The 21,342-nt window shown below is 71.8% G+C and carries 20 protein-coding genes; 10 read left to right on the top strand and 10 right to left on the bottom strand.

Annotated features, from left to right (window positions below; all coding sequences use genetic code 11):
* Positions 1–230: 230 nt before the first annotated feature.
* Positions 231–506 carry a hypothetical protein gene (locus ACZ6D7_RS10585; protein WP_469486777.1) on the top strand — a complete coding sequence of 92 codons (276 nt, stop codon included), beginning with the start codon at positions 231–233 and terminating at the stop codon, positions 504–506.
* A gap of 39 nt (positions 507–545) precedes the next feature.
* Here ACZ6D7_RS10585 and ACZ6D7_RS10590 read toward each other — a convergent pair whose 3' ends face one another.
* The gene (locus ACZ6D7_RS10590) at positions 546–1,319 is read right to left on the bottom strand and encodes a ferritin-like fold-containing protein (RefSeq protein WP_469487925.1); all 774 of its coding nucleotides are present in this window, start codon (positions 1,317–1,319) and stop codon (positions 546–548) included.
* Positions 1,320–1,832: 513 nt separating this feature from the next.
* Here ACZ6D7_RS10590 and ACZ6D7_RS10595 point away from each other — a divergent pair.
* Together ACZ6D7_RS10595 and ACZ6D7_RS10600 are read left to right on the top strand one after the other, a co-directional pair.
* On the top strand, positions 1,833–4,523 hold the full coding sequence (locus ACZ6D7_RS10595) for a DEAD/DEAH box helicase (protein ID WP_469486782.1): 2,691 nt from the start codon (positions 1,833–1,835) through the stop codon (positions 4,521–4,523).
* A 119-nt stretch (positions 4,524–4,642) separates the two neighbouring features.
* Entirely contained in the window at positions 4,643–5,554 is a 912-nt protein-coding gene (locus ACZ6D7_RS10600; protein WP_469486790.1) for an alpha/beta fold hydrolase, read from the top strand.
* Between the two features lie 45 nt (positions 5,555–5,599).
* Here the strand turns inward: ACZ6D7_RS10600 and ACZ6D7_RS10605 are convergent, their stop codons facing one another.
* The gene (locus ACZ6D7_RS10605; protein WP_469487931.1) at positions 5,600–6,505 is read right to left on the bottom strand and encodes an NYN domain-containing protein; all 906 of its coding nucleotides are present in this window, start codon (positions 6,503–6,505) and stop codon (positions 5,600–5,602) included.
* 195 nt (positions 6,506–6,700) lie between these two features.
* On the opposite strand from ACZ6D7_RS10605, the gene ACZ6D7_RS10610 reads away from it, so the two are divergent.
* Positions 6,701–6,853, top strand: coding sequence for a hypothetical protein (locus ACZ6D7_RS10610; RefSeq protein ID WP_469486793.1), 153 nt, complete (start codon positions 6,701–6,703; stop codon positions 6,851–6,853).
* A gap of 99 nt (positions 6,854–6,952) precedes the next feature.
* On the opposite strand, the gene ACZ6D7_RS10615 is transcribed toward ACZ6D7_RS10610, so the two are convergent.
* From ACZ6D7_RS10615 to ACZ6D7_RS10625, 3 genes are all read right to left on the bottom strand, one after another.
* Entirely contained in the window at positions 6,953–7,558 is a 606-nt protein-coding gene (locus ACZ6D7_RS10615) for a MarC family protein (protein ID WP_469486796.1), read from the bottom strand.
* A gap of 55 nt (positions 7,559–7,613) precedes the next feature.
* Positions 7,614–8,471, bottom strand: a complete 858-nt coding sequence (locus tag ACZ6D7_RS10620) for a PHP domain-containing protein (RefSeq protein ID WP_469486799.1) — start codon at positions 8,469–8,471, stop codon at positions 7,614–7,616.
* 130 nt (positions 8,472–8,601) lie between these two features.
* Positions 8,602–9,243 carry a DUF6758 family protein gene (locus ACZ6D7_RS10625; RefSeq protein WP_319347657.1) on the bottom strand — a complete coding sequence of 214 codons (642 nt, stop codon included), beginning with the start codon at positions 9,241–9,243 and terminating at the stop codon, positions 8,602–8,604.
* A gap of 159 nt (positions 9,244–9,402) precedes the next feature.
* On the opposite strand from ACZ6D7_RS10625, the gene ACZ6D7_RS10630 reads away from it, so the two are divergent.
* The gene (locus ACZ6D7_RS10630; protein WP_469486803.1) at positions 9,403–10,683 is read left to right on the top strand and encodes an MFS transporter; all 1,281 of its coding nucleotides are present in this window, start codon (positions 9,403–9,405) and stop codon (positions 10,681–10,683) included.
* Between the two features lie 159 nt (positions 10,684–10,842).
* Here the strand turns inward: ACZ6D7_RS10630 and ACZ6D7_RS10635 are convergent, their stop codons facing one another.
* A complete protein-coding gene (locus tag ACZ6D7_RS10635) occupies positions 10,843–11,427 on the bottom strand; it encodes a suppressor of fused domain protein (protein ID WP_469486806.1) in 585 nt (194 codons plus the stop codon).
* 470 nt (positions 11,428–11,897) lie between these two features.
* Between ACZ6D7_RS10635 and ACZ6D7_RS10640 the strand changes: the two genes are divergently transcribed.
* The gene (locus ACZ6D7_RS10640) at positions 11,898–13,028 is read left to right on the top strand and encodes a magnesium and cobalt transport protein CorA (RefSeq protein WP_469486809.1); all 1,131 of its coding nucleotides are present in this window, start codon (positions 11,898–11,900) and stop codon (positions 13,026–13,028) included.
* A gap of 24 nt (positions 13,029–13,052) precedes the next feature.
* Positions 13,053–13,565 (top strand): hypothetical protein, encoded by a 513-nt coding sequence (locus ACZ6D7_RS10645; protein ID WP_469486812.1) that lies wholly within the window; start codon positions 13,053–13,055, stop codon positions 13,563–13,565.
* 111 nt (positions 13,566–13,676) lie between these two features.
* On the opposite strand, the gene ACZ6D7_RS10650 is transcribed toward ACZ6D7_RS10645, so the two are convergent.
* Positions 13,677–14,423, bottom strand: a complete 747-nt coding sequence (locus tag ACZ6D7_RS10650; RefSeq protein ID WP_469486816.1) for a hypothetical protein — start codon at positions 14,421–14,423, stop codon at positions 13,677–13,679.
* 235 nt (positions 14,424–14,658) lie between these two features.
* Here ACZ6D7_RS10650 and ACZ6D7_RS10655 point away from each other — a divergent pair, with 235 nt between their 5' ends.
* From ACZ6D7_RS10655 to ACZ6D7_RS10665, 3 genes are read left to right on the top strand one after another with little or no spacing between them, the layout of a single operon-like run.
* A complete protein-coding gene (locus ACZ6D7_RS10655) occupies positions 14,659–15,960 on the top strand; it encodes a magnesium transporter MgtE N-terminal domain-containing protein (protein ID WP_469486819.1) in 1,302 nt (433 codons plus the stop codon).
* A complete protein-coding gene (locus ACZ6D7_RS10660) occupies positions 15,950–16,597 on the top strand; it encodes a DUF1003 domain-containing protein (RefSeq protein ID WP_469486824.1) in 648 nt (215 codons plus the stop codon). The genes ACZ6D7_RS10655 and ACZ6D7_RS10660 overlap by 11 nt, the downstream gene beginning before the upstream one ends.
* 43 nt (positions 16,598–16,640) lie before the next feature.
* Positions 16,641–17,774 carry an Mrp/NBP35 family ATP-binding protein gene (locus tag ACZ6D7_RS10665; RefSeq protein ID WP_469486829.1) on the top strand — a complete coding sequence of 378 codons (1,134 nt, stop codon included), beginning with the start codon at positions 16,641–16,643 and terminating at the stop codon, positions 17,772–17,774.
* A 57-nt stretch (positions 17,775–17,831) separates the two neighbouring features.
* On the opposite strand, the gene ACZ6D7_RS10670 is transcribed toward ACZ6D7_RS10665, so the two are convergent.
* The 3 genes from ACZ6D7_RS10670 to ACZ6D7_RS10680 all read right to left on the bottom strand — a co-directional run bounded on the left by ACZ6D7_RS10670 (position 17,832) and on the right by ACZ6D7_RS10680 (position 21,338).
* Positions 17,832–18,491: a hypothetical protein gene (locus tag ACZ6D7_RS10670; protein ID WP_469486836.1), complete on the bottom strand. Its 660-nt coding sequence runs from the start codon at positions 18,489–18,491 to the stop codon at positions 17,832–17,834.
* Between the two features lie 192 nt (positions 18,492–18,683).
* Positions 18,684–19,124 carry a sec-independent translocase gene (locus ACZ6D7_RS10675; protein WP_469486840.1) on the bottom strand — a complete coding sequence of 147 codons (441 nt, stop codon included), beginning with the start codon at positions 19,122–19,124 and terminating at the stop codon, positions 18,684–18,686.
* A gap of 222 nt (positions 19,125–19,346) precedes the next feature.
* Positions 19,347–21,338 (bottom strand): S1C family serine protease, encoded by a 1,992-nt coding sequence (locus ACZ6D7_RS10680; RefSeq protein ID WP_469486843.1) that lies wholly within the window; start codon positions 21,336–21,338, stop codon positions 19,347–19,349.
* Positions 21,339–21,342 lie beyond the last annotated feature (4 nt).

Raw genomic sequence — 21,342 nt, forward strand, 5'->3', positions numbered from 1 at the left:
TCACGAAGGGGGGGGGGGGTGATGAAGAGCGCCCCCCCCCCCCCCCCCCCATCCCCCCCCCCCCCCCCCCCCCCCCCCCCCCCCCCCCCTTCGCCGTGTTCACACACGGATCCTCCGCGTTCACAAACAGCGCACAAGTCCTCCACGGGGGAGGATTGCATTCCGCAGGTCACGGGTATGACGGGCTACGACCTTGGTGCACCGCCCCGCCGTCCGGGAGGGACCCCCACATGATCTTGGAAGCGCTCGGCTCCGCTGTGCTCGGTCTCGCGCTCGCGTGGGCGGCGCTGCACCGCCTGCCGCACCGCCTGCCGATGCGCACCCTCGTCCTCGCGACGGGCGTCGCCGGAGCCCTGTTCGGTGACTTCGTCACCCACAGCGCGCTGGGCCCCGGCACCGTCCTGGTGAGTCTGATCGGAGCGGTGGTCGTCTCCGCCGCGTCCCTCTCCCTGCTGCTGCGCCCGGCCGGCCGCTTCCGGCGGCATTCGGCACCGGCACAGGTGTGAGGCGCCCGCGGCGGGTGTGAGCCCCCGCGGGCGGGCGGGTCACGCGGCCAGCCCCAGCGCCGCCATCCGCTTGGTGTGCGCCTCGGTGATCCGGGAGAACATCCGGCCGACCTCGGCGAGGTCGAACCCGTCCGCGACACCGCCCACGAGCATCGTCGACAGCGCGTCCCGGTCCGCGACCACCCGCTGGGACTGCGACAGCGCCTCGCCCATCAGCCGCCGCGCCCACAGCGCGAGCCGTCCGCCCACGCGCGGGTCCGCGTCGATCGCGGCGCGCACCCGGTCCACGGCGAAGCCGGCGTGCCCGGTGTCGTCGAGCACGGCGAGGACCAGGGCACGGCTGTCGGTGTCCAGGCGTACCGCGACCTCGCGGTAGAAGTCGCTGGCGATCGAGTCGCCGACGTACGCCTTGACCAGGCCCTCCAGCCAGTCCGAGGGGGCCGTCTGCCGGTGGAAGCCGTCGAGCGCGGCGACGAACGGCTCCATCGCCAGGGTCGGCTGCTCGCCGATCTCGGTGAGCCGGTCACGCAGCCGCTCGAAGTGGTGGAACTCGGCGGACGCCATCTTCGCCAGCTCGGCCTTGTCCTCCAGCGTGGGCGCCAGCTTGGCGTCCTCCGCGAGCCGCTCGAACGCCGCCAGCTCGCCGTACGCGAGGGCGCCGAGCAGGTCCACGACCGCGGCCCGGTACTGCGGATCGGCGGAGGCCTGGGCCCAGTCCTGGGCGGCGATGCCGGTGGGCGCGGCGGATTCGGCGGACTCGGCAGGCTCGTCGGACGCGTTGTCAGGCTTGTCAGAGGTCGTCATGAAGCGCACAATAGCCCGCCCGCCGCGCGACGGAAGTCCCTGGTCAATCAGTGTGACCACCACGTCGCACGGGACCGGTCCCGACACTGTGACAACCACAACGTGACCGAATCGGCCATCGCGTGTGCGCGATTCCGGGGTATGGTGGTAATGCGCCTGCCGAATATTCGACGGGCCGCACGTATGAGGATGCCCGGTCGGTGGCCCGATCGGCTCCGACCCGACAGCCCTCCTTGACCGTACGCCACATCGCGTACGACAACCGGAGGGAACCCCTCAGCGGTACGAGAGCTAGAGCGTCGGCAGTGGTCCCGTGTCTTACGGCTTGCCTTTCACGGCTCGCCCGTACGGCAGCCGACGTCCCCCGGCACGGTCCGTCAAACGACCCCCGCGCTCGCCTCGCACCGCGTACACAGAAGAGGCAGCACCCTGACTACGACGTTCCGAGAGCTCGGAATCCTTCCCGAGACCGCCGAGGCCCTGGAGGCCGTCGGCATCATCACCCCCTTCCCCATCCAGGAGATGACGCTCCCCGTGGCCCTGTCGGGCACGGACGTCATCGGCCAGGCCAAGACGGGCACCGGCAAGACGCTCGGCTTCGGCCTCCCGCTCCTCGAGCGCGTGACCGTCCCCGCCGACGTCGAGGCCGGCCGCGCGAAGCCCGAGGACCTCACCGACGCCCCGCAGGCGCTCGTCGTCGTCCCCACGCGCGAGCTGTGCACCCAGGTCACCAACGACCTGCTGACCGCGGGCAAGGTCCGTAACGTACGCGTTCTCGCGATCTACGGCGGCCGGGCCTACGAGCCCCAGGTCGAGGCCCTGAAGAAGGGCGTCGACGTGGTCGTCGGCACCCCGGGCCGACTGCTGGACCTCGCGGGCCAGAAGAAGCTCGACCTGAAGCACATCCGGTCGCTCGTCCTCGACGAGGCCGACGAGATGCTCGACCTGGGCTTCCTGCCCGACGTCGAGAAGATCATCAACATGCTGCCGGCGCGCCGCCAGACCATGCTGTTCTCGGCGACCATGCCGGGCGCGGTCATCGGACTCGCCCGCCGCTACATGTCGCAGCCCACGCACATCCGCGCCACCGCGCCGGACGACGAGGGCGCGACCGTCGCGAACATCTCGCAGCACGTGTACCGCGCGCACAACATGGACAAGCCCGAGATGGTCGCGCGCATCCTGCAGGCCGACGGCCGTGGCCTCGCCATGATCTTCTGCCGCACCAAGCGCACCGCGGCCGACCTCGCCGACCAGCTCCAGCAGCGCGGCTTCGCCTCCGGCGCGGTCCACGGCGACCTGGGCCAGGGCGCCCGCGAGCAGGCCCTGCGCGCCTTCCGCAACGGCAAGGTGGACGTCCTCGTCTGCACCGACGTCGCCGCGCGCGGCATCGACGTCGAGGGCGTCACGCACGTCATCAACTACCAGACGCCCGAGGACGAGAAGACGTACCTGCACCGCGTCGGCCGTACCGGCCGCGCCGGTGCGAAGGGCATCGCGATCACCCTCGTCGACTGGGACGACATCCCGCGCTGGCAGCTCATCAACAAGGCGCTGGAGCTCAACTTCAACAACCCGCCGGAGACGTACTCCACCTCCCCGCACTTCTTCGAGGAGATGAACATCCCCGCGGGCACCAAGGGTGTCCTGCCGCGGGCGGAGCGCACCCGCGCCGGGCTCGACGCGGAGGAGCTGGAGGACCTCGGTGAGCCGGGCGGCCGCGGTGGACGCGGCGCTCGCGGTGGCCGGGGCGAGCGGGGCGGCCGGGGCGAGTCCCGTTCCGCCGAGCGTTCGTCCGAGCGTTCCGGCGAGCACGAGCGTCCGGCGCGTACGCCGCGCCGCCGTCGTCGTACGCGTGGCGGAGCGGTGCTCGACGGGGTGCCGGAGCAGGTCAACTCCCCGGCTCCCACAGCCGATTCGACGCCCGTCGCCGAGGAGACCGGCGGGCCGCGCACCCCGCGCCGCCGGCGCCGTACGCGCGGTGGAGCGGGCCCCGAGACGGCCGCCGCCGCGGTGACGGCCGTCAGTGAGTCCGCTGCCCCCGAGGCCGCGGAAGCGGCCGTGACGACGGCGGAGGGCCCGGCCCTCGACACCCCGGAGACCGGTGAGACCGCGGCGAAGCCGCGTCGTCGCCGCACCCGCAGGACCGCGGAGGCCGTGGAGGTCCCGGAGGCCGCACCGACGGCGCAGGCGCAGCCGACCGCCGCCGAGACGGTCGTCGACACGGTCAGCGCGGTGAGCGCGGTCGACACGCCGGAGGTCGTGGAGGCCACGCCGCGTCGCCGCACCCGTAAGGCGACGGCTTCGGCCGAGGCCGCGGCGGTCGTCGAGGCCCCGACGGCCCCGGAGGCCACCGAGGCCGAGACCAAGCCGCGCCGCACCCGCAAGACGGCCGCCAAGGCCGCCACGGCCTCGACGGCGGCTGCCGAGACGGCCGTCGACACGGCGGAGGGCACGGAGGTGGCGGTCAAGCCCCGCCGCACCCGCAAGACCGCCGCCAAGGCCACGGCCACGACGACGGCCGCCGAGACGGCCGTGGACACCGCCGAGGCCACCGAGGCCAAGCCCCGCCGCCGGACCACCCGCAAGGCCGTCCAGGCACCGGAGACGACCGCGACGGCAGCCGACACGGCCGCCGCCACGGCCGACATCCCGGCCCAGGCCACGCAGGAGCCGGAGGCGGCCAAGCCGCGCCGCACCCGCAAGACCGCGGCCAAGGCCACGACGACGGCCGCCGAGACGGCCGTCGACACCGCCGAGGCCACCGAGGCCAAGCCCCGCCGTACGCGCAAGACGGCCGCCACGGCAGCCACGACCGCGGTCGACACGGCCGAGGGCACGGAGGTGGCGGTCAAGCCCCGCCGCACCCGCAAGACGGCGGCCGCCGCCGAGTCGGCCGTCGACACGGCCGAGGGCACGGAGACGGCGGCCAAGCCGCGCCGTACGCGCAAGACCGCCGCGGCGGCCGAAGCGGCCGTGGACACGGCGGAGGCCGCCGAGGCCAAGCCGCGCCGCACCCGCAAGACCGCCGCCACGGCCACGGCCGAGATCCCGGCCCAGGCCACGCAGGAGGCGGAGGCGAAGCCGCGCCGCACCCGCAAGGCCGCTGCCACGGCTGCGGCCCCGGCCGCGTCCGACGCGGCTCAGGAGCCGAAGCCGAGGGTGCGCCGCACCCGTAAGGCGACGGCCGCAGCGGAGCCCGCGGACGGCTGATCGACCGGCAGAACGACCCGACGGCCCGGCCCCTCCCCCCGGAGGAGCCGGGCCGTCGGCGTTCTCGGCCGCACCGGTCGCCGTTCCCCGGCCCCCGGCCCTCCCGGTAGCCTCGGCACGTGACCAGCCCGACCAGCAGCACCTCGTCCCCGTTCCCCCCGCCCCCCGGTGCTCGCGCGTACCCGCTGCGGACCGCGCGGGGCGAGTTCGCCGTCGTCGACTCGCCCGGGGCCGCCGGTGTCGAGCCGCGGGGTGTCGCCCTGCTGCTGCCCGGGTTCACCGGCAGCAAGGAGGACTTCCACCTGCTGCACGAGCCCCTCGCGGCGCGCGGCTACCGGATCATCTCCGTGGACGGCCGCGGACAGAACGAGAGCGACGGACCGGACGAGGACGAATCCCCGTACGCCCGAGAGGAGTTGGCGCGGGACGTGCTCGCGCAGGCGGCCGCGCTCGACACTCCGCTGCACCTGGTCGGGCACTCGCTCGGCGGCCAGATCGCCCGTGCCGCCGTACTGCTCGACCACTCCCCCTTCGTGTCGTTCACGCTCATCGCCTCGGGCCCGGCCGAGATCTCCGAGTCCCAGAAGCAGCGCGTGAAGCTGCTGCACGACGCGCTCGCGGTGATGACGATGCCGCAGGTGTGGGGGGCGATCCTGGCGATGGGCCCGCCGGAGGAGGTCGGCGGCCCGGCCCGCGGCTTCGGCAGCCTGGAACAGCTGCACCTGCGCTGGCTGAACCACAAGCCCGCCCAACTCCTCGCCACGGGCCGCCAGTTGTGCGTCGAGCCGAACCGGGTCGAGGAACTGGCCGCCGTCCCGCTGCCGTTCCACGTCCTGTCGGGCGCCCGCGACGACACCTGGCCTGTGGCCCTCCTGGACGAGATGGCCGTACAGCTGGGCGCGCACCGGAGCGTGATCCCGGGCGCCGAGCACTCGCCGAACCTGGACCGGCCCGAGGCGACGGCCACCGCCCTCGCGGACTTCTGGGACGCCCGGGCGGCACGGTACGACGACCTGCCGCAGCACCCCTGACCACCCCTGGCCGGCACCCCTGGCCAGTACCCCGAGCCAGTACCCCTAGTACTGCGCCTGCACGTGCTCCCAGAAGCCGTCCCGCAGGGCGCGCCGGAGGTCGGCCTGGCCGCGCAGGGAGTACTGGAGCAGCCCCTCGGCCTCCACGAGGAGGTCCTGGTCGACGGAGCCGGGCAGGTAGGGGTGGCCCGGCAGCAGCTCGACGAGGGTGTCGCGGCCGCGCGCCGCGAGCCACTTCGCGGCGATCTGCGCGCCGACGAAGCGGACGTCCTCGCGGGTGGGCCGGCCGGTGCCGGTCGCGTCGTAGGCCTGGGGGGTGCGGCGGGCGACGTACGGCTTGAAGAAGTCGAGGTCGAAGGTGCGCTGGCTGTCGACCTCCCAGAGCAGCGGCTCGGCCTGGTTGCGGCCCTCGGGCGCCTCGATGCCCCAGAGGTGGACGCGGGCGCCGTACCCCTGGGCGGCCTCCACGGCCGAGACGAGGTCCTCGTCGCCGCCGAGGAGCGCCGCGTCGCTGATGGCGCGGTGGCGGGCCAGTGACTCCAGGTCGGTCCGGATCAGCGAGTCGACGCCCTTCTGCTGGTTGTTGGCGTTGAGGTTGCCCAGCCGGATCTTCACGTCGGGGAGTTCGGCGATGGACTGCTGCTCGGCGGTGTGGATGCGGCGGCGGGCGCCGTCGTACCAGTAGACGCGCAGGAGCCTGCTGTCCGCGAAGATCGTGCGGGCGCGGTCGATGAGCGCCTCGATGAGACCCTCGGCGTCCAGATCGAACGCCCTGCGGTCCTCGGTGCCGGCGATCAGCCGTCCCGCGGCCGCGTAGAGATATCCCGCGTCGACGAAGATCGCATGGGTCGAGGGCGTTTTCGCCACCTCGGCGAGCATGCGCGTCAGGAGTTCGTTCGTGCGGTCGATGCGGGCGGCGAGGGCCGCGTGGTCGTCGTTCATCGTGTCCATTGTCCCGGCGGTCACGCTGTGAACACAACCGATCCCGTTCAGTCTCCGCAGGCTCTCTTACTCGTTAGTAATTAGCCGTTCGAAAAATTTCCTTAGCGTAGGGAATGTTTGTAACACGCACCCCGTTGACTCCTCATGTAGCACGACACGCAGTGAGTAATCCTCCAGGAGGATGACCAGACGAAGGGAGAAGCGATGCGCTTCGAAATCATGCGACTCGACGACGTCGACGGCACGGCCGTGGACAGCACCGTCGTGGACGCCGCCTCCGTCAACCGGATCGTTCAGCAGGCCGCCGCCATCGGGCAGCGGCTGTGGATCCGTCCGGCCGACACCACGGCCTCGTAACAGACGCGGATCACCGCAGTGGCTTCAGAGCCCCCGCCCGGCATCGACGCCGGACGGGGGCTCTGCACGTACCTAATCGTGCCTACGCGTACCAGGGGTTCAGCTCCCCTGGATCACCTGGGTGACCCCGTTGATGATCTGCTGCACCGCGATGGCGGAGAGCATCATGCCCGCGAGCCGGGTCACCAGGACCACGCCGCCGTCCTTGATGACACGGATGATCAGCAGCGAGTAGCGCATCACCAGCCACAGCACGACATGGATGGCCAGGATCGCCGCCCACACCGACACCTGCATGGCGGCACTGTCGGCCTTCTGTACGGCCAGGATGACCGAGACGATCGCGCCCGGCCCGGCCAGCAGGGGCATGCCCAGCGGCACGAGCGCCACGTTCACGTCCTTGGTCTGCTTCGGCTCGTCGGTCTTGCCGGTGAGCAGGTCGAGCGCGATCAGCAGGAGCAGCAGTCCGCCCGCGATCATCAGCGCGGGCACGGAGACGTGCAGGTAGTTCAGGATCTGGTGGCCCAGGAGCCCGAAGACGGTGATGACACCGCCCGCCACGCACACGGCCTGGAAGGCCATCCGCTTCTGCACCTTGGCGGGGCGCCCGGCGGTCAGCGCGAGGAAGATCGGGGTGATCCCGGGGGGATCCATGATGACGAAAAGGGTCAGGAAGAGAGAGCCGAAGACGGCAACGTCGAACATCAGTGCAGAGGCCTTGCGGGAAAGAGGGTGAAGGGGGACGCCGAGACGGTGCGGCTCAGGCTCCGCCGGTCCCGGGCACCGGGAACGCCCCGGTCGCACGCCGGGTGATCTCCCCGTACACCTCGGGGTCGGTCGTGTACTCGCCGAGCACACAGGTCTTGCGGCTGCCGTGGTAGTCGGAGGAACCGGTGACCAGCAGGCCCAGATCGGCGGCCAGTCCGCGCAGTCGCGCGCGCGTGGCGTCGTCGTGGTCCATGTGGTCGACCTCGATGCCGTCGAGCCCGGCGGCGGCCAGCTCGGCGATCGCGGACTCCGGCACCGTACGGCCGCGCTTGCTGGCACCCGGGTGCGCGAAGACGGTGACCCCGCCCGCGCCCTTGACCAGCCGGATCGCCTCGAACGGGTCGGTCTCGTGCTTCTCGACGAAGGCCCGGCCGCCGTCGGCCAGCCACTCCTGGGTGAACGCGTCGCTCACGGTCGGCACCACACCCAGCTCGACGAGCGCGGTGGCGACGTGCGGCCGCCCGACGGACCCGTCCCCCGCGATCCGCGCCACCTGCTCCCAGGTGACCGGCACACCGAGCGCCTGGAGCCTGGCGATCATCCCCTGCGCCCGGGGCACCCGGTCGTCACGCACCAGCTCGCGTTCGGCGAGCAGCGCGGGCTCCTCGGGATCGAAGAGGTAGGCCAGCATGTGCATGGAGACGCCGTCGATACGGCAGGACAGCTCGGCCCCGGTGACCAGCGTCAGCCCCGCCGGCAGGGCGCGCATCGCCTCCGCGTACCCACGGGTGGTGTCGTGATCGGTCAGCGCCACGACGTCCAGACCGGCGACGGAGGCGTTCCGCACCAGCTCGGCCGGGGTGTCCGTACCGTCGGAAGCCGTGGAGTGGCAGTGCAGATCGATGCGCACGACGCGGACTCCCAGCGGGGACGGGGCGGAGGGGACGCTTCAGCATAGCGGCAATTCGAACGCCCGATGTCACACCCACAGGCCGGGGTCACCCCCTACACGCACCGCCTCCACGCACCCCCCAGGGGGCCTACGGCTTGAGCAAGCGCGGCGACAACGCCCCGCACGGCACCAGCTCCACCTCCGCCCCCGCGTCCCGCAGATCCGTCAGCACCAGCTCGTCGTACATCAGCAGCCCCGACTGTTCGGGCCAGACCACCGCCCACAGCCACAGGCCCCGCGCCTCGCCGGCGAAGACGGCCCGGTCGTCCGGTGTCGCGGAGACATGCCACAGCGGTGTGGGCCGCCCGGCGGCGAGCACCTTGGCCTGCGGCGGCTTCTCGACGCTCATGTACGGCCCCGGGTCCGGACCGTCGACGCCCGCGTACCGCGCGCCGAGGCCGACGCCCAGTTCCTCCGCGACGAGGATCAGCTCGCCCATGCCGCCGAGCGGCCCGGGTCCGGAGCAGGCCACGACGGTGGCGCGACCGCCGCTGCGGTCGTCACCGGCGTACGTCACTCCCGTGAACAGCCAGCCCACCGGCAGGGGCCACGGCATCCACACCGGCACCTGCGTGCGGTGCACCACGACACTGAGGGCCTCGACGCTGGGCGGGATCACGGGCTGCAGCGGATGCACCGTCCCATGCACATCGCACTGCCAGGAGTCGGAGAAGAGTCCGGGAGCCCTGACCCGGCCACCACACTTCGGGCAACTGGGTTCGCCCCTCATAGAGCCCCACGGTCCTACCCGAGCCCGCCCACGTCAAGGACGATCACCCGTCCGGGCGGAGGCGTTTCACCGGGAACAATTAGATGCAGCTTGCATTAATTAGCCGATCTAACTTATCGTATGTAAATACCAACCTTCTAGGTCCGGATCGGAGTACGCATGGACCGCACGGACGACCCCGCGGACGATCCCGCTGACGAACGCACGGACGACCGCACGGACCCCCTCGACGCCGGAACCGGCGGTCTGCTGCGGCAACCCAAGGCGGTATGGGCGACGGCCGGCGCGTCCGTCGTCGCCTTCATGGGCATCGGCCTGGTCGACCCGATCCTGCCGTCGATCGCCCGGGGACTGGACGCCACGCCCGGCCAGGTCTCCCTGCTCTTCACCTCTTACTTCCTGATCACCGCGTTCGCCATGCTGGTGACCGGCTGGGTCTCCAGCCGCGTCGGCGGCCGGCGGACGCTGCTGCTCGGCCTCGCCCTCGTCGTGGTCTTCGCGGGCCTCTCGGGCACCTCCGGCTCGGTCGCCGAACTGGTCGGCTTCCGCGCCGGCTGGGGCCTGGGCAACGCCCTCTTCGTGTCGACCGCGCTCGCGGTCATCGTGGGCGCTGCGGCCGGCGGCAGCGCGGCCGCCATCCTGCTGTACGAGTCCGCCCTCGGCCTCGGCATGGCGTGCGGGCCGTTGCTGGGCGCGCTGCTCGGCGACGCCAGCTGGCGCTACCCCTTCTTCGGCACGGCGGCGCTCATGGCGGTCGGCTTCCTGTGCATCACGGCGTTCCTCAAGGAGCAGCCGAAGCCGGCCCGCAAGATCTCGCTGCTCGACCCGCTCAAGGCGCTCGGCCACGGCGGGCTCGCCTCCGCAGCCGTCTCCGCGTTCTTCTACAACTACACGTTCTTCACCGTGCTGGCCTTCACCCCGTTCGTGCTGGACATGACCCCGTACGCGTCGGGGGCGGTGTTCTTCGCGTGGGGCGTGCTGCTCGCGGTCTTCTCGGTGGTCGTGGCGCCGCGGCTCCAGAGGCGGTTCGGCTCGCTGAAGGTGCTCGGCGGCTCGCTGGTACTGCTCGCGGCCGACGTGCTCGTCCTCGGCTACGGCGACCACACCACGGCGGTCGTCTGCACGGTCCTGTCCGGCGCGTTCATCGGTGTGAACAACACCGTCTACACCGAGTTGGCGCTCGGCGTGTCCGACGCCCCGCGTCCGGTGGCCAGCGCGGGCTACAACTTCGTGCGCTGGTTCGCGGCGGCGGCCGCGCCCTACTTCGCGCCGAAGATCGAGGAGTGGACCGACGTCCATGTCCCGTTCGTCGTCGCGGCGGTCACCGCCGTCATCGGCGCGGCCGTGGTCGTCGTACGGCGCACGGCACTTGTGCACGAGGCCGAGGAGCTGGAGCCGAGGCACGCGACCGAGGACGGTGTGGCGGTCTTGGCCAACTGACGGACGACACCCGCCGGCTGACGAACTGCGTCCGCCGACTGGCGGGCTACGTCAGCCGACCGACAGGCGCTGTCCGCCGACTGGCGGGCGGCCTTCGCCGGCAACCTGGAGGCCGCCTTCGCCAACTGGCGGTTTTCGGCCACCGGTTGGTGACGTCAGTCACTCCAGCGGGACGGACCTGCGGGACGGATCCCGGAGATCCGTCCCGTGCGTCAGCCACCGCTCCTGGAGGGCCTGCGCGCCGTGCACGCGCTTCCAGGCGGCCTCGTTCGGCGTCATGGGCAGCAGCGGCAGGAAGCGGACCGGGTCGAGCGGCTCGTCCAGCTCCAGGTCCGCCACCAGACCGCCCGGTTCGGCGACCAGCACCGAGGTGAACGCGGCGCCGGGCCACAGGGGCTCACCGACGTCGAGCGAGGCGCCGGGGGCCACCACCACACCCTCGACCTGCGGGGACGCGGCGAGGACGGCGAGCGGGCGGAGCACCTTGTCGGTGTCGGCGAGCCCGCTCCGGACGGAGAGGACCAGCTCCGCGCGGGGCCCCTTGACCGGGTCGGCGAGCACCGCCGTGGGATCCGCCATCGGCTGCGCGGACATGCCGAGTGTGGCGTAGCGGACGATGTCGCCCTCCTGGAAACGGAGCACCTCGATGCGGTCCGTGCCCAGGAACGTGACCGCCGCGCGGGCGCCCGGCTCACCCAGCGCGGTGCGCAACCGGGCCTCGACAAGAGGAAGAACATCAGCCATGCCGCGAGCATAGAACTCGTCAGTACCGGGCAAAGCAGCGCCTTGACACTTCAGTCGGCTGATACTCTTGGCCGGTGGTTCGGGGCAGCACGCAGAAGCGTCGCGATCTTGCCTCGACGCCGATGGGACTCCCTTACGAGGGACCGGCTGGAGGAGGTGGGGCTGTCATGGATCGAAGTCACCCGTGCAGTACCACTCGCTCTTCCGGCCGCTGATACAGCTGCTCCGGCTTCTTGGCCCCGGGCTGGTCGCCACCTCTCGCGCTCGTCTTCACTCGGAATGCGGAAGAGCACTTCGTTTCGTTTTTGTCTGATCCGTCTGATCTGAATCAGTAGCGAAGTTCGCCACCGCGACGGAGCGGTGCTCCCCGCTTTGTGGACGCGCCAAACATCCGCAGTCAGGACGTCCTCATTCCGGGTAGTTCCACCCGTCGCAGCGGCCTTTCGTTGCCCGACGCGAAGGAGCCTGCCATGTCGATGATCCGCGACCTGCGAGCCGTCGTCCGTCCCGCCCGCCCTTCCCTGCGCAAGGGCGGTGTCCGCACGGACAGCGGCGCCTACGACACCACCCGCGACCCCGCGACCCCGTCCGCCGTCGTCGACTGCGCCGTCTACCGGGGCGGCTCGCGCATGGAGTTCACGCACCCGCTGACCCCGCAGGAGGCCATGCGCCAGGTGCGGCGCGACGGCGGCTTCGTGTGGATCGGGCTGCACGAGCCGACCGAGGCCGAATTCGCCGGTATCGCGAGCGAGTTCGGGCTGCACCCGCTGGCCGTGGAGGACGCGGTCCAGGCCCACCAGCGCCCCAAGCTGGAGCGCTACGACGACTCCCTCTTCACCGTCTTCAAGACGATCCACTACATCGAGCACGACCGGCTCACCGCCAACAGCGAGGTCGTGGAGACCGGTGAGGTCATGTGCTTCACCGGCAAGGACTTCTTCATCACCGTCCGGCACGGCGGCCAGGGCTCGCTGCGCGCCCTGCGCCACCGCCTCCAGGACGACCCGGAGCTGCTCGCCAAGGGCCCCTCGGCGGTGCTGCACGCCATCGCCGACCACGTCGTCGACGGCTACATCGCGGTCGCCGACGCCGTGCAGGACGACATCGACGAGGTCGAGACCGAGGTCTTCTCGCCCGGCCGCAAGGGCACCCCGCGCGGCACCGACGCCGGCCGGATCTACCAGCTCAAGCGCGAGGTGCTGGAGTTCAAGCGGGCCGTCTCCCCGCTGCTGCGCCCCATGCAGCTGCTCAGCGAGCGGCCGATGCGGCTCGTCGACCCCGACATCCAGAAGTACTTCCGGGACGTGGCCGACCACCTGGCCCGCGTCCAGGAGCAGGTCATCGGCTTCGACGAACTGCTCAACTCGATCCTCCAGGCCAACCTCGCGCAGGCCTCCGTCGCGCAGAACGAGGACATGCGCAAGATCACGTCCTGGGCGGCCATCATCGCCGTACCGACGATGGTGTGCGGGGTCTACGGCATGAACTTCGACTACATGCCGGAGCTGCACTGGAAGTACGGCTACCCCGTGATCATGTCGGTGATGGTGGGCCTGTGTGTCGGCATCCACCGGACGCTCAAGCGCAACGGCTGGCTCTGAGAGCGCCTGGATAGGCTGGGCGGCATGACAAGCGAGCTGCTCGACCAGGCCCTCGTCGAGGAGGCCACCAAGAAGTCCGGCCTCATCTGGGTCCGGGGCGCCGGAGCGCCGACGGCGCGTGCGCTGTGGCACGTGTGGCACGAGGGCGCGGCCTGTGTCCTCGGCGACGGCCCCGGCGAGCAGCCGCTGCCCGGGCTGGCCGACGGCGGCACGGCCGAGGTCACCGTGCGCAGCAAGGACAAGGGCGGCCGGCTGGTCGCCTGGACCGCGAAGGTCGTCCAGCTCACACCCGGCTCCGCGGAGTGGGACGCGGCCGTCGCCGAACTGAAGGGCAAACGGCTGAACGCGCACGACGGCGAGGCCATGCCCGAGCGGTGGGCGCGCGAGTGCCGGGTGGTGCGGCTGGAGCCGGCCGGAGGCGTGCTGCCGCTGCCCGACGGCGATCTGGCGGCGGCCCCGCCGCCGTCACCGGCCACGACCCGTCGGGCGATCCCCGCGGGGCTGCCGAAGCTGCTCCTGCGGAAGCGACGCAAGTAGGCCAGGCCAGGCCAGGTCAGGCCAGGTCAGGTCAGGTCAGGTCAGGTCAGGTCAGGTCAGGTCAGGTCAGGTCAGGTCAGGTCAGGTCAGGTCAGGTCAGGTCAGGTCAGGTCAGGACGTCGGCAGCTGTTTGCCGTAGTCCACCGTCTCGTCCTCCGCCGGCTCCTTCAGGGCGAAGTCCTGGCCCCACGAGGAGAAGCTCAGGGTGCCCGCGCCGCCCCCGCGCACCAGGCGCAGCGGGTACGGCTCGCCCTCCAGGGAGACGTCCAGCGTGCCGCCCGAGCCGCCGTCGCCGGTGATGCGGATCGTGCGCACACCGGACTGCTCGTGGTGGCCGTCCGTCTTCACCGACCCGTGCAGGGTCAGCAGACCGTCGAGGAGGAGGTCCTTGTCCGTGAAGCCGCTGAACTTCTTGTACGAGGGGTCCGCCGTCGGCACCTTCACATACTTGTCGTCGAGCTTTTCGGCGGCGGCGGTGTCCGCGTCGCCGGACTTGCCGTCCTCGTGCTTCCAGAACGCCGCGTCGGCCTTCAGGAACAGCTGCTCGCCGACCCGCAGCAGATGGAAGGTGCTGCCCTCCGCGGTCACCGACCCGCTGCCGCCGTCCGCCTTCAGCCGCATGTCGAGCGTGTACGTCTTGCCACTGGTGACGACGGTCCCCGCCAGCCGGACCGCGTCCACGGAACCCGCGGCCGTCTTCGTCTTCGCCTGGATCTGCTGCGCGGACAACTTGCCCACGCCGTTCGTCCCCGCGTCCGGATCCTCGCTGCATCCCGTCGCTCCCAGGCCCACGACCAGTGCGCACACGGCGCTCACCAGCGCGGCCCGGCGGGTACGGCCCAGGGGAATCGCAGTCACGGAGACAGGTGCCTTTCTGCGGGGGTGTGCTGAGCGGCGTACCGCAGCGTACCGGTGTCGCGGGGGGCGTTCGGAACGGGTCCGTCCGGAGCGCTCACCAGGGCGTATCCGATCGGGACGGGCTAGCCTGAAGCCCGCAGGAGCGGGCAATCCGGATAAGGAACCCAGCGGCACCGCAGTACGCGGAAAGAAGCAGAGAAGCAAAGGGAAGCAAAGGAAGCAGGGAACCACAGCCATGGCAGCCGGTGTCCCCCGGATCTTCGTCTCGCACCTCTCCGGCGTCCCGGTCTTCGATCCGAACGGCGACCAGGTGGGCCGGGTGCGGGACCTGATCGTCATGCTGCGCGTCGGCCGCCGGCCACCGCGGCTGCTCGGGCTGGTCGTCGAACTCTCCACCCGGCGCCGCATCTTCCTGCCCATGACCCGTGTGACGAGCATCGAGTCCGGCCAGGTCATCACCACCGGGGTGCTCAACGTCCGGCGCTTCGAGCAGCGTCCCACCGAGCGGCTCGTCTTCGGTGAGCTGCTCGACCGGCGGGTCACGCTCGGCGAGACCGGCGAGGAGGTCACCGTGCTGGACCTGTCGGTGCAGCAGCTGCCGGCCCGCCGGGACTGGGAGATCGACCGGGTCTTCGTACGGAAGGGAAGGAAGGCGAGCGCCTTCCGCCGGGCCAAGGGCGAGACGCTGACCGTCGAGTGGTCGGCGGTCACCGGGTTCTCCCTGGAGGAGCACGGACAGGGCGCCGAGAGCCTGCTCGCCACCTTCGAGCAGCTGCGCCCCGCCGACCTCGCCAACGTGCTGCACCACCTCTCCCCGAAACGGCGCGCCGAGGTCGCCGCCGCCCTCGACGACGACCGGCTGGCCGACGTCCTGGAGGAGCTGCCGGAGGACGACCAGATCGAGATCCTCGGCAAGCTGAAGGAGGAGCGCGCCGCGGACGTCCTGGAGGCCATGGACCCCGACGACGCGGCCGACCTGCTCGCCGAACTGCCGACGGCGGACCAGGAGCGGCTGCTGAGCCTGATGGAGCCCGACGACGCGGCCGACATGCGGCGTCTGATGTCCTACGAGGAGCACACGGCCGGCGGTCTGATGACGACCGAGCCGATCGTCCTGCGCCCCGACGCCACCGTCGCCGACGCCCTCGCGCGCGTCCGCAACCCCGACCTCTCCCCCGCGCTCGCCGCCCAGGTCTACGTCTGCCGCCCGCCCGACGAGACGCCCACCGGCAAGTACCTCGGCACGGTGCACTTCCAGCGCCTGCTGCGGGAACCGCCGTACACGCTGGTCAGCGCGGTCCTCGACGACGACCTCCAGGCGCTCGACCCGGAGGCCGCGCTGCCCGTCGTCGCCGGGTTCTTCGCCACGTACGACATGGTCGCGGCGCCCGTCGTCGACGAGGCGGGGTCGCTGCTCGGCGCGGTGACCGTGGACGACGTCCTCGACCACATGCTGCCGGAGGACTGGCGCGAGACGGAGTTCCACCTGGACGAGGAGACCGACGACGCCGAGGGGGTGGCACCGCATGGCTCCTGAGCGCGAGACGACCCGCGAGCGGACGCTCTCCGGCGCGACCGCCACCACCCGCCCGCGCGCCCGGCTCGACCAGCCGCGCCCGCCGCGCCGGCGGCTGCTGCCGGAATGGGACCCGGAGGCGTTCGGGCGGCTGTCGGAGCGCATCGCGCGGTTCCTGGGCACCGGACGGTTCATCGTCTGGATGACGATCGTCATCATCCTGTGGGTGGTGTGGAACATCTTCGCCCCCTCCGACCTGCGCTTCGACAACTACCCGTTCATCTTCCTGACCCTGATGCTGTCCCTCCAGGCGTCCTACGCGGCCCCCCTGATCCTCCTCGCGCAGAACCGGCAGGACGACCGTGACCGCGTCAACCTCGAACAGGACCGCAAAGAGAACGAGCGGTCGATCGCGGACACCGAGTACCTCACCCGGGAGATCGCCGCCCTGCGGATGGGACTGGGCGAGGTCGCCACCCGCGACTGGATCCGCTCCGAGCTCCAGGACATCGTCAAGGAACTGGAGGAACGACGGGACGGTCACGGAGGGCACGGCGGCCACGGTGGTCACGGAGGCCACGGCAGTCACGGTGGTCAGGGCGGTCCTGTCGTATTCCCGGCAGATCGGTCGCCGGGACGTGACGCAGACGACCGCTGAGGGGCTGGCCGGGTGCCCCGGTGGGCGCCGTACCATCGTCCTTATGGCTAGCGAAGACGCGGTGCGCGAGGCACTGGCGACGGTGAACGACCCCGAGATCAACCGACCGATCACCGAACTGGGGATGGTCAAGTCGGTGGAGATCGGTGCGGACGGAGCGGTCGCGGTCACCGTGTACCTGACGGTCTCCGGCTGCCCGATGCGCGAGACGATCACGCAGCGCGTCACCGACGCGGTCTCCGCGGTCGAGGGCGTCACCCGCGTCGACGTGACGCTGGACGTGATGAGCGACGCACAGCGCAAGGAGCTGGCGAGCGCCCTGCGCGGCGGCCAGACCGAGCGCGAGGTCCCCTTCGCCAAGCCCGGCAGCCTCACCCGGGTCTACGCGGTCGCGTCCGGCAAGGGCGGCGTCGGCAAGTCGTCGGTGACGGTCAACCTGGCGGCGGCGATGGCGGCCGACGGCCTCAAGGTGGGCGTGGTCGACGCCGACATCTACGGCCACAGCGTGCCGCGCATGCTGGGCGCGGACGGCCGTCCCACCCAGGTCGAGAACATGATCATGCCGCCGTCGGCGAACGGCGTGAAGGTCATCTCCATCGGCATGTTCACGCCCGGCAACGCCCCGGTCGTCTGGCGCGGCCCGATGCTCCACCGCGCGCTCCAGCAGTTCCTCGCGGACGTGTACTGGGGCGACCTGGACGTCCTGCTCCTGGACCTCCCGCCCGGCACCGGCGACATCGCGATCTCCGTCGCCCAGCTGGTCCCGAACGCGGAGATCCTGGTCGTGACGACCCCGCAGCAGGCGGCCGCGGAAGTGGCCGAGCGCGCCGGGTCCATCGCGGTCCAGACCCACCAGAAGATCGTCGGCGTGGTCGAGAACATGTCCGGCCTGCCCTGCCCGCACTGCGACGAGATGGTGGACGTGTTCGGCACGGGCGGCGGTCAGTCGGTCGCCGACGGCCTGACCCGCACCACGGGCGCGACCGTCCCGGTCCTCGGCAGCATCCCGATCGACGTCCGCCTGCGCGAGGGCGGCGACGAGGGCAAGCCGGTCGTCCTCACCGACCCCGACTCCCCCGCGGGCTCCGCACTGCGGGCGATCGCCGGCAAGCTCGGCGGCCGCCAGCGCGGACTGTCGGGACTGTCCCTGGGGATCACCCCGAAGAACAAGTTCTAGCGCTACGACCGTGAGGGTGCCCACCGGCTGGGGGGCACCCTTCGTCGTGCGTCGTGTCTAGGCGTACTCGGCGATGTCCTTGATCACGGAGAAGCCGAGCCCGTACGCGCTCATGCCCCTGCCGTACGCCCCCAGGTGCACGCCCTCCTGGGTGGAGCCGGCCAGCACCCAGCCGAACTCGGACTCCCGGTAGTGGAAGGACGTCGGCACGCCGTCGACCGGCAGGGACAGCGTCGACCAGTCCGGGCCGGACAGGTCGTCGGCCAGTACCCACGCGGTCTCGGTCTGCTGGTCCAGCCAGTCGTCGCGCAGGCTGTGGTCCATCTGGCCCGGCCAGGTGAAGGACAGCAGGCCGACCCCCGCCAGCCAGGCCGCCGAGGACACCGAGGTGGCCTCCATCAGACCCGTGCCGTCCGCACTGCGCCGCACGGGGTTCGCCGCGACGGTCACCACGACCGCGAACCGCCCCCGGTCCTCACCCGCCGTCTCGTGCCGTACGGAGGGCTCGTCGCCGTGTCCCACGGAACCGTGCTCGACGGCCCCGTCGGCGGCCGCCCCGACCTGCATCAGCCAGCGCGCGCCCGTGAATGCCTCGTCGAGGCCGTACCAGGGGAAGGGCGCCTCAAGGTAGCCGTCGACCGTGCGCCGGGCGGAGGGGACCTGCTGTCCACCCTCCGCGGCCGGCGCCTGTTCGACTGCCCGACTCGTCGTCTCCATGTGCCCGGACGCCTCCTCGCTCTCGGCGGAGTGGTCCGGCCCGCCCCCCTTCGGGCGTACTCGTCCGCTCCGCACAACAACCAGGCAGCATAGCCACCCCGTCAGGGACGAGGTGGCAGCCGCCCGGTGCGCAGGTCGCGCCGGGGAGGCGGTCGGAGTCGTTCAGGGGGCGGTCGGAATCACGCAGGAGGCTCAGGTGGCGTCCGCGTCGAAGGGCGGGCGGTCGTCCTTGCCCTGGTCCTCGGGCTTCTTCGTCATGTCGATCCGGCCGCCGCTCGACGAGCCGGAGGAACCGGCGGAGGTCTCCGCGTCACGGCCGTGGACGGCGTCGCTGACCTCGGCCATCTCCTTCTTCAGGTCGAAGCCGTTGCGGATCTCCTTGAGCCCCAGCTCGTCGTTGTCCAGCTGCTTGCGGATGAACGTCTTGGGGTTGAGGTCCTCGAACTCGAAGTCCTTGAACTCCGGGCCGAGTTCCTGCCGGATGTCGTGCTTGGCACTCTCGGAGAACTCGCGGATCTTCCGGACCGTGCGCATCACGTCCTGGATGACCTTCGGGAGCTTGTCCGGACCGAAGACGACCACGGCCAGGACGACGAGCGTCACCAGCTCGAGCAGTCCTATGTCATTGAACACCTGAAGCTCCTTGCGATGTCCGCGGTCCTCGGCCCTCGGTCGGTTCGGGTCTTCCGTGGTCCGGGCCGGGTCCACGGTACCTGTCGCACCTGTCCGATCGGTACCGTCCCGCCGTGTCCGAGTAGGCGCACGCGGCCGTTTTTCCGCGTTGTTTGCCTAGTCGGAGCGGGTTTCGGGGCCCGGCCTGTGAGGTTTCCGTCAATCATTGTGCACAGGCCGCGCTCAGCTGCCGTCGGCGGAGCCGAGGACCAGGGAGAGCGTGCGTTCCTCGCCGTCGCGCTCGACGGTCAGCTCCAGGTGGTCGCCGGGGCGGTGGGCACGGGTCTTGACGATCAGTTCGTCGCCGGAGTGGATGCGCTGCCCGTCGACCTCGGTGATCACGTCCCCCGCCTCGATGCCGGCCAGGTCGCCGGGGCCGCCCGGGGTGACCGGGGCGCCGCCGTCGCTGCCCTTGGTGCCGACCCGGGCGCCGTCGCCGGCGTAGTCCAGGTCGAGGGTGATGCCGATGACCGGGTGGGTCGCCCGGCCGGTGTTGATCAACTCCTCGGCGACCCGCTTGCCCTGGTTGATCGGGATGGCGAAACCGAGGCCTATGGACCCGGCCTGGCCGCTCTCGGAGTCGCCGCCGTCGGCGGCGGAGCGGATGGCGGAGTTGATGCCGATCACCCGGCCGCGCGCGTCGAGCAGGGGGCCTCCGGAGTTGCCCGGGTTGATGGGCGCGTCGGTCTGCAACGCGTCGACGTACGACACGTCACTGCCGTCGCCACTCTCGCCGCCGGCCGTGATGGGCCGCTCTTTCGCGCTGATGATGCCCGAGGTGACCGTGCCCTCCAGGTCGAACGGGGCGCCGATGGCGACGACCGGGTCGCCGACCTGGACGCCGTCGGAGTTGCCGAGGGTGAGCGGCTTGAGGCCGCTGACCCCGCCGACCTTCACGACGGCGAGGTCGTATCCGCTGTCCCGGCCGACGACCTCGGCCTGCGCGGTCTGGCCCCCGTTGAAGACGACGGTGATCTCGCCGCCGTCCCCGGCGGGCTCGACGACGTGGTTGTTGGTGAGGATGTGGCCCCGGGTGTCGAGCACGAATCCGGTACCGGTGCCGGACTCCTCGCTTCCGGAGACATGCAGCGTGACCACGCTGGGCAGGGCCCGGGCGGCGATCCCGGCGACGCTGTCCGCGGCACGTCCGGTGGGCTCGGCGGAGGCCTGCGGCAGCTCCACCGGGTCGAGGCCTCCGTTGCGCTCCAGATGGGCCCCCACGAGCCCTCCCAGCACCCCGGAGGCCAACGCGAGCGCCAGGGCTCCTCCCGCGATGCCCTTGCGCACCTTGCGCCGCCGCTGGGCCTCGGTGAGGACGGCCGCGCCGGTCTGGTGCAGAGCGCCGCCGACGGGGGTGCCGGGGGCGCCCGGGACCCCTGCGGACCCGGCTCCGGCGAGGGGGGTGGGGGACCAGGGGTCGTAACGGTGCCAGGGGTCGGCGGGGGGCGTCGGGGTGGGTTCGGCCGCCGGTCCGGGGGTGGGGGCGGTGCCGGGTGCCGGTCCGGCCGGAGGCGCGGGGACGGGCGGGGTGTCCGTGTAAGGGGGGAGCGGCGCGGGGGACGCGTGCGTCGCGTGCATGGGGGCGGGGGCAGGGGCGCTCATGGCCGTACCGGGCGCGGGTGTGGCCACCGCCGGGTGCTGCACGGGCGGCGCGGGCGCCCAGGGGCCCGGCTCGCCGTACGGCGGGGTGCTGTAGGGGTCGGGGTCGTGCAGCGGCTTGGGACGCCCGTCGACGGGCGGGAGGGGCTCGGCCGGGGCCGGGGCGGCCGGGGGCGCGTCGGCGGGGGTCACGTCGGCGCCGCCGGTGGGGGCGGACCCCAGGGGCGCCGGGACGGCACCCCGCCCCGGCGCGAACGCGTCCTGGGGGTGGGTGGCGTCCTCGGCGTGATCGGCCTCCCTGGGGTGATCGGCGTCCTCGCCATCGGCGACTGCGGCCCCGTCCGGCGGGGTCGTTCCGTCCGACGGGGTCGTTCCGTCCGGCGCCGGTATCGCCGTCTGCGCCGGGCGGCTCAGCTCATAGTCGCCGTCGCCCGCGCCGGCGCTGTCGGCGGCCTCCCCGCTCGGGGCCGGGCGGGCCAGTTCGAAGTCGCCGTCGGGTGACTGCGCCGGCCCCGAAGGTGTCTGCGGTCGAGGCCGGCTCCACCACTTCGCCTTCGTGGGCTTCCCCTCGTCCATGCTC

The sequence above is a fragment of the Streptomyces sp. NPDC041784 genome (assembly GCF_055591025.1).